The 4,088-nt window shown below is 65.5% G+C and carries 6 protein-coding genes; 3 read left to right on the forward strand and 3 right to left on the reverse strand.

All coding sequences use genetic code 11. From position 1 onward, the window contains the following. Positions 1–439: 439 nt before the first annotated feature. A complete protein-coding gene (locus JHC81_RS13945) occupies positions 440–742 on the reverse strand; it encodes an antibiotic biosynthesis monooxygenase family protein (protein WP_292175678.1) in 303 nt (100 codons plus the stop codon). Between the two features lie 73 nt (positions 743–815). Between JHC81_RS13945 and JHC81_RS13950 the strand changes: the two genes are divergently transcribed. Beyond that, on the forward strand, positions 816–1,544 hold the full coding sequence (locus JHC81_RS13950; RefSeq protein WP_292175680.1) for a type 1 glutamine amidotransferase: 729 nt from the start codon (positions 816–818) through the stop codon (positions 1,542–1,544). Here the strand turns inward: JHC81_RS13950 and hemF are convergent. Together hemF and JHC81_RS13960 are read right to left on the reverse strand one after the other, a co-directional pair. Beyond that, positions 1,541–2,419 carry an oxygen-dependent coproporphyrinogen oxidase gene (gene hemF / locus JHC81_RS13955; protein ID WP_292175681.1) on the reverse strand — a complete coding sequence of 293 codons (879 nt, stop codon included), beginning with the start codon at positions 2,417–2,419 and terminating at the stop codon, positions 1,541–1,543. The genes JHC81_RS13950 and hemF overlap by 4 nt on opposite strands. A 45-nt stretch (positions 2,420–2,464) precedes the next feature. Continuing rightward, on the reverse strand, positions 2,465–2,920 hold the full coding sequence (locus JHC81_RS13960; protein WP_292175684.1) for a tRNA (cytidine(34)-2'-O)-methyltransferase: 456 nt from the start codon (positions 2,918–2,920) through the stop codon (positions 2,465–2,467). A 196-nt stretch (positions 2,921–3,116) separates the two neighbouring features. On the opposite strand from JHC81_RS13960, the gene petA reads away from it, so the two are divergent. Together petA and JHC81_RS13970 are read left to right on the forward strand one after the other, a co-directional pair. Beyond that, on the forward strand, positions 3,117–3,656 hold the full coding sequence (petA, locus tag JHC81_RS13965) for a ubiquinol-cytochrome c reductase iron-sulfur subunit (RefSeq protein WP_292175686.1): 540 nt from the start codon (positions 3,117–3,119) through the stop codon (positions 3,654–3,656). A 13-nt stretch (positions 3,657–3,669) separates the two neighbouring features. Further along, a partial coding sequence (locus JHC81_RS13970; RefSeq protein ID WP_292175687.1) for a cytochrome b N-terminal domain-containing protein occupies positions 3,670–4,088 on the forward strand: 419 nt, incomplete at its 3' end.

Raw genomic sequence — 4,088 nt, forward strand, 5'->3', positions numbered from 1 at the left:
GCGACAAGCCGCAAGGCCTTGCGCCCTTCCCGGCGACGGGACGGGGAGGATTATGAGCCACGCGCTACCTATGGCGGGGATCGGTCGCTGGTCGTGGCGGATTGCGGAGCGGTATCAGGGGGTTGGCGGATCAAACTATGCGGGTTGGCGGCGAATTCTCAGCAAATGGTCGCTATATGAGGTGCCTGATTTGATCCTTCTCCCCTTGCGGGAGAAGGTGGCAGCCGAAGGCTGACGGATGAGGGGTCGCACCGACATCAAATCCATTGCTGCTCGACCACGAAGCCATCGTCCAATCGTCAGACGCTACATCGACCCCTCATCCGACCCGCTTCGCGGGCCACCTTCTCCCGCAAGGGGAGAAGGGTCAGAGGTGTGCATCAGGCTAGCGGAGGGGGCGCGTCCCCGATCTCCGCCGCGGCCCGCTGACGGGGTGTGACTAGTCGATCACTTCGCCGGGCTCATACAGATGCGGCTCGAAGGTCGCGATGGCCATGATGGGTTCCATGCGGATGGCGATGGAGGGGTGGCGCGACATGGCCTTCCAGTCCTCGCGCGATCGCCACAGGGAATGCACCGCCGCGACCTTGCCGCCCAGGCCGCGATGCAGGGTCGCGGAGATATAGCCTTCCAGATCGCGCTGGGCCCGCACGAGAGAGGTCAGATGCTCCATCAGGGCGTCCAGCTTGTCCGGCTGGCAGCGATAGACGTTGATCAGGACGACGGGGTCGGGCTCGGACATGAGCGGGGCTTAGCGCATCGGGCTTGGCGCGTCTTGCGCGATCGCCCATATCGATGGGCCAGCCGGAGCCGCCATGACCCGTATCGCCATCCTAGAGACCGGCCATCCGCCCGAGGCGCTGAAGGACGACTTCGACGACTATCCGGCCCGTTTCCGGGCCCTTCTGGGAGAGGGCGTGGCCACGACGCGCTTCGATGTCCAGGCCGGGCATTTGCCGGAGGACCCGTCGACCTTCACCGGCGCGATCGTCACCGGCTCGGCGGCCGGTGTCTATGACGAGCTGCCGTGGATTCCGCCGCTGATCGACTGGCTGAGGGCGGCGAGGGGACAGACCCGCCTGGTCGGCATCTGCTTCGGCCATCAGATCATGGCCCATGCTTTCGGTGGAAAAGTCAAAAAGTCCGACAAGGGCTGGGGCATCGGCCTGCATCGCTATCAGGTCACGGCGATCGAGGACTGGATGCACCCGCGGGCCGCATCGGTCGCCATCCCCGTCTCGCATCAGGATCAGGTGGTCGCTCCGCCGCCGGACGCGCGCATCATCGCCGCCTCGGACTTTACACCCTATGCCGGTCTGGCCTGGGACGACGCCGTCAGCTTCCAGTGCCACCCGGAGTTCCAGCCCGACTATGCCGCCGCCCTGATCGAGACCCGGCGCGGGCATCGCATCCCCGAAGCGCTGGCGGTCCAGGTGCTGGAGACCCTGAAACAGCCGAACGACCGCGCGGTCATGACCGCCTGGATCCGGGCTTTCCTGCTGTTGACGCCGCCACCCGTCGAAGCCGGGGGCTCAGGCATCTAGGGCCATTTCACCACGGGGGGCATGGAGCTGAGGATCGAGTCGACATTGCCGCCGGTCTTCAGGCCGAACATGGTGCCCCGGTCGTAGAGCAGGTTGAACTCGACATAGCGGCCGCGGCGGACCAGCTGTTCCTCACGCTCCTCGGGCGTCCACGGCTCGACCATGCGGCGGGCGACGATCTCGGAATAGGCGAACAGGAAGGCCTCGCCGACATCGCGGGTGAAGGCGAAGTCGCGGGCGTAGTTCCCGCTGTCATGGTGGTCGTAGAAGATGCCGCCGGTGCCGCGCGGTTCGTTCCTGTGCGCCAGCCAGAAATAGTCGTCGCACCATTGTTTGAACTTCGCATGATAGGCCGGATCGTGCGCATCGCAGGCCGACTTCATGGCCGCGTGGAAACCGAGGGTGTCCTTGGCCTCCGGGTGGCGATCCACGTCCAGCACCGGCGTCAGGTCCGCCCCGCCACCGAACCAGCTTTTCGTCGTCGAGATGAAGCGGGTGTTCATATGGACCGCCGGTATGCGCGGGCTGACCGGATGGGCGATCAGGCTGATGCCGGTGGCATAGAAGCGCGGATCTTCCGCTGCACCAGGCACGGTCTTCGCATAGTCCGCCGGAAAGCTGCCGTGAACGGTCGAGCAATGCACCCCGACCTTTTCGAACAGCCGGCCGTGCATCATGCCCATCACGCCGCCGCCGCCCTCGGGCCGCTGCCAGGGCGTGCGTTCGAACCGGCCGGCTTCACCGGAGAAGAGCTCCGCCGGCGCCTGATCCTCCAGCGCCTCGAAGGCCAGATGAATGCGGTCGCGCAGGGCCTCGAACCAGGCGCGGGTCTCGGCCTGTTTCAGCAGCAGGGGATCGGTGGTCACGTCGCTCATGCAGGTGTGTCTAGTCGCTCGCAGGGCTGCGAGGGAAGGGATAGGTCAGCGCGGTGTGAGCAGGGACGTCTGGCGCAGACCCTCCCACAGGGCCATGCCGGCGCTGACCGACAGGTTGAGCGACCGGGCGTCCGGGCGGATGGGGATGACGACGCGGGCATCGGCGGCGGCGTGGACGTGGTCGGGGGCCCCCGAGGTCTCGCTGCCGAACAGCAGGGTGTCGTCCGGCTGGAAGGCGAAGGCGTCGAGAGGCGTGGCCCCCTTGGTCGTGAACAGGATCAGGCGACCGGGGCCGCGATGGGTCTGAAAGGCGTCCCAGTCCGAATGGCGGGTGAGGTGGCTGAGCGGGCCGTAATCCAGAGCCGCGCGCTTCATGGCGCGGTCGTCGAAACGGAAGCCAGTCGGCTCGATCACATGCAGGTCCACACCGAAACAGGCGCTCAGACGGATGCAGGCGCCGACGTTCTGTGGAATGGCCGGTTGAAAAAGGGCGAGACGCATTCTAAGGCCCTCTTTACGCGTGGGCCGGGGGCTTGTCGCGGTCTTAATTGCGACTGTTTCGCAAGTGGCGTCAGCAACTTGCGTCGATGAGCCGCAAAACCAGACCGGGTCAGGCCGAGGGTTTTTCGCTAAAGCGTTCATGCCGCAAAGACGCCGTCGCAGGACGCGCCTGAGAGCGGCGTATGAGGAGTATGACGTGGCCGAATCGGTCGTGACTGAGAACAACGAAGGTGGCGAGGCCACCCGTCGGGACTTCATCCACATCGCGGCGGGCGCCGCGGCGGTGGGGGCCGGGGCCATGGTGGCCTGGCCGCTGATCAATTCGATGAACCCGGCCGCCGACACCCTGGCGCTGTCGACCATCGAGTTCGACCTGACCAAGGTTCAGGAAGGCCAGCAGGTCGTCATCAAATGGCAGGGCAAGCCGGTGTTCGTGCGCTTCCGCACCCCGGCCGAACTGCAGCGCGTCGTCAGCGAGGGCGCCGTCGGCAGCCCGGCGCAGACCGACGTCGAGCGCACCAAGGCCGGTCACGAGAAATATCTGGTGGTCATCGGCTCCTGCACCCACCTGGGTTGCGTGCCGACCTTCAATGCCGGGGATTACGGCGGCTGGTTCTGCCCGTGCCACGGCTCGCACTACGATGCGTCCGGACGTATCCGTAAGGGGCCGGCCCCGTTGAACCTCGTCGTGCCGGAGTATCAGTACGTCTCCGACACCCGCGTGCAGATCGGTTGATTAGGTCAGAAGCATGAGCGATCACGAATCCACCTACGTCCCCAAGACCGCCATCGAGCGGTGGATGGACACCCGCCTGCCGATCATCCGCTTCGGGGCCGACTATATGTCGCTGCCGACGCCGAAGAACCTGAACTACTGGTACACCTTCGGGGCCATCCTGGCCCTGTGCCTGGTCGTGCAGATCGCCTCGGGCATCTTCCTGGCCATGCACTATGTGCCCAATACCGAAATGGCCTTCGCCTCGGTCGAGCGCATCATGCGCGACGTCAACGGCGGCGACCTGATCCGCTACACCCACGCCAACGGGGCCTCGATGTTCTTCATCGCGGTCTACATCCACATGCTGCGCGGCCTCTACTACGGCTCCTATAAAGCCCCGCGCGAGATGATCTGGATCATGGGCTGCGTGATCTTCTTCCTGATGATCGC

This window comes from Brevundimonas sp. (genome assembly GCF_016463295.1).
Classification (GTDB): domain Bacteria; phylum Pseudomonadota; class Alphaproteobacteria; order Caulobacterales; family Caulobacteraceae; genus Brevundimonas.